The following is a 2381-nucleotide window of genomic DNA, read 5'->3' on the forward strand; positions in this document are numbered from 1 at the left end:
GCAGCATTGAAAGAGCCGTCATGTTGTCCTTGTTGTCCCGCACCCGCCGCCACATGCTTGCCGCACCGCTGGCCTTGTCGATCGGCCTGAGCGCCGCCGGTGCCTTCGCCGCCGCGCCGGCCTCGCCGTCTGCGCTGCGCATCGGCTTCCAGAAATCCGCCAGCCTGCTGACGTTGCAAAAGGCCCAGGGCACGCTGGAAAAGCGTTTGCAGCCGCTGGGCGTGGCGGTGCAGTGGGTCGAGTTCCCGGCCGGGCCGCAGCTGCTCGAAGGCCTGAACGTCGGCGCGATCGACGTCGGTTTTGTCGGCGAAGCGCCGCCCATCTTTGCGCAGGCGGCCGGCGCCAACTTCGTCTACATCGGCAACGACCCGGCCGCACCCGAAGCCGAGGCGCTGGTGGTGCAGAAGGACTCGCCGATCAAGAGCGTGGCCGAGCTCAAGGGCAAGAAGGTCGCCCTGAACAAGGGCTCGAACGTGCACTACCTGCTGGTCAAGGCGCTGGAAAAAGCCGGCCTGAAGTACACCGACATCCAGCCCGTGTTCCTGCCGCCAGCCGATGCACGCGCTGCCTTCGAACGAGGTGCTGTGGACGCGTGGGTCATCTGGGACCCGTTCCTGGCCGCCGTCGAGAAGCAGAGCAACGCCCGCATCCTGGCCGACGGCAAGGGCCTGGTGAGCGACTACAACTTCTACCTGGCCGAACGCGGCTACGCACAGAAGTACCCCAAGGTGATTGCCGCACTGTTCGAGGACACGCAGGCCCAGGGCCGCTGGCTCAAGACCCACCTGGACGAGGCCGCGTTGCTGATCGCGCCGCTGCAGGGGCTGGACGTGGAAGTGGTCAAGCTCAGCCTGCACCGCTACCAGTTCAACGTGCAGCCGGTGACCCCGGCCATCGCCGCCGAGCAGCAGCTGATTGCCGACAGCTTCTACAACCTGAAGCTGATCCCCAAGCCCATCCGCATCGTCGACGCATTGCCTGGCGCTGCCAGCGCGACCCGCGTCGCCACCGAGCGCTGAAAGCGCCGTCTCCTCTTTCACCGCACAAGAAAGCCGCCATCATGAAGATGCTCTGGTTCATCCCGACCCACGGCGACAGCCGTTACCTCGGCACCTCCCACGGCGCGCGCGTGGCCGACCTGAACTACTTCAAGCAGGTCGCCATCGCCGCCGACACCATGGGCTACGAAGGCGTGCTCATCCCCACCGGCCGCTCCTGCGAAGACCCGTGGACCGTGGCCTCCAGCGTGATGGGTTTCACCCAGCGCCTGAAGTTCCTGGTCGCGCTGCGCCCGGGCCTGATCACGCCCAGCCAGTACGCCCGCATCGCCGCCACCTTCGACCGCCTGTCCGGCGGCCGGCTGCTGATCAACCTGGTCACCGGTGGCGACCAGGCCGAGCTCGAAGGCGACGGCCAGTTTCTGCCGCACGGCGAGCGCTACGCGCAAGCCTCGGAGTTCATGCAGCTCTGGCGCGACATCATGGCCAAGAGCCACACCGGCGAGTCGCACGACTTCGACGGCAAGCACCTGCAGGTCAAGGGTGCGCGGCTGCTCTACCCGCCGGTGCAGCGCCCGTACCCGCCGCTGTTCTTCGGTGGCTCATCGGCTGAGGCGCATGAGCTGGTCGCCCAGCAGATGGACACCTACCTGACCTGGGGCGAGCCGCCTGCGGCCGTTGCCGAAAAGGTCGAAGGCGTGCGTCGCCGCGCCGCCGAGCTGGGCCGCACGCTGAGCTACGGCATCCGCCTGCACGTGATCGTGCGCGAGACCGAAGAGGCTGCCTGGGCCGCCGCGGCCGACCTGGTTTCGTACCTGGACCCGGAAGTCGTTGCCCGCGCGCAGTCCACCTTCGCCAAGATGGACTCCGAAGGCCAGCGCCGCATGGCCGCGCTGCATGCCGGCAAGTACAACCCGGAGAACATCCGCGAAGGCCTGGAGGTCTCGCCCAACCTGTGGGCCGGCGTGGGCCTGGTGCGCGGCGGTGCCGGCACCGCGCTGGTCGGCAACCCGCAGCAGGTGGCGGACCGCATCAAGGAATACGCGGCGCTGGGGCTGGACTACTTCATCATGTCCGGCTACCCGCACCTGGAAGAGGCCTACCGCTTCGCCGAGCTGGTGTTCCCGCTGCTGCCGCTGTCGGTGCGCGAGCGCCTGGGCCAGCCCTCGTTGACCGGGCCGTTTGGCGAGATCGTCGCCAACAACCATGTGCCCAGTGCCAACAGTGCGGCGAACAGCACCGGGAAGACCGCTGCCGCCAGCGAGCCTTCGGTGCTCGCACGCGCCGCCAGCTGAGACGGGAGCAGGTGCTGTCGCCATGACCACGCAAGCTGTTCCTTCTTCGTCGGCGCCGGCGCCCGTTGACATCCCCGTCAAGGCCGGG

The 2381-nt window shown here is 67.9% G+C and carries 2 protein-coding genes; both read left to right on the forward strand.

What is annotated here, in order from left to right; genetic code table 11:
- Positions 1-20 precede the first annotated feature (20 nt).
- On the forward strand, positions 21-1019 hold the full coding sequence (locus FKP22_RS27440) for a sulfonate ABC transporter substrate-binding protein (RefSeq protein ID WP_141291136.1): 999 nt from the start codon (positions 21-23) through the stop codon (positions 1017-1019).
- A gap of 41 nt (positions 1020-1060) precedes the next feature.
- Positions 1061-2293, forward strand: coding sequence for an FMNH2-dependent alkanesulfonate monooxygenase (gene ssuD, locus FKP22_RS27445; RefSeq protein ID WP_141291138.1), 1233 nt, complete (start codon positions 1061-1063; stop codon positions 2291-2293).
- The last annotated feature ends 88 nt before the right edge of the window (positions 2294-2381 follow it).

Origin of the sequence: Ideonella azotifigens (assembly GCF_006519715.1) — a bacterium.
Taxonomy (GTDB): domain Bacteria; phylum Pseudomonadota; class Gammaproteobacteria; order Burkholderiales; family Burkholderiaceae_C; genus Ideonella; species Ideonella azotifigens.

Coding starts and splice junctions, on each gene's coding strand:
- FKP22_RS27440 (WP_141291136.1), top strand. CDS start 21: ATGTTGTCCTTGTTGTCCCGCACCCGCCGCCACATGCTTGCCGCACCG.
- ssuD (WP_141291138.1), top strand. CDS start 1,061: ATGAAGATGCTCTGGTTCATCCCGACCCACGGCGACAGCCGTTACCTC.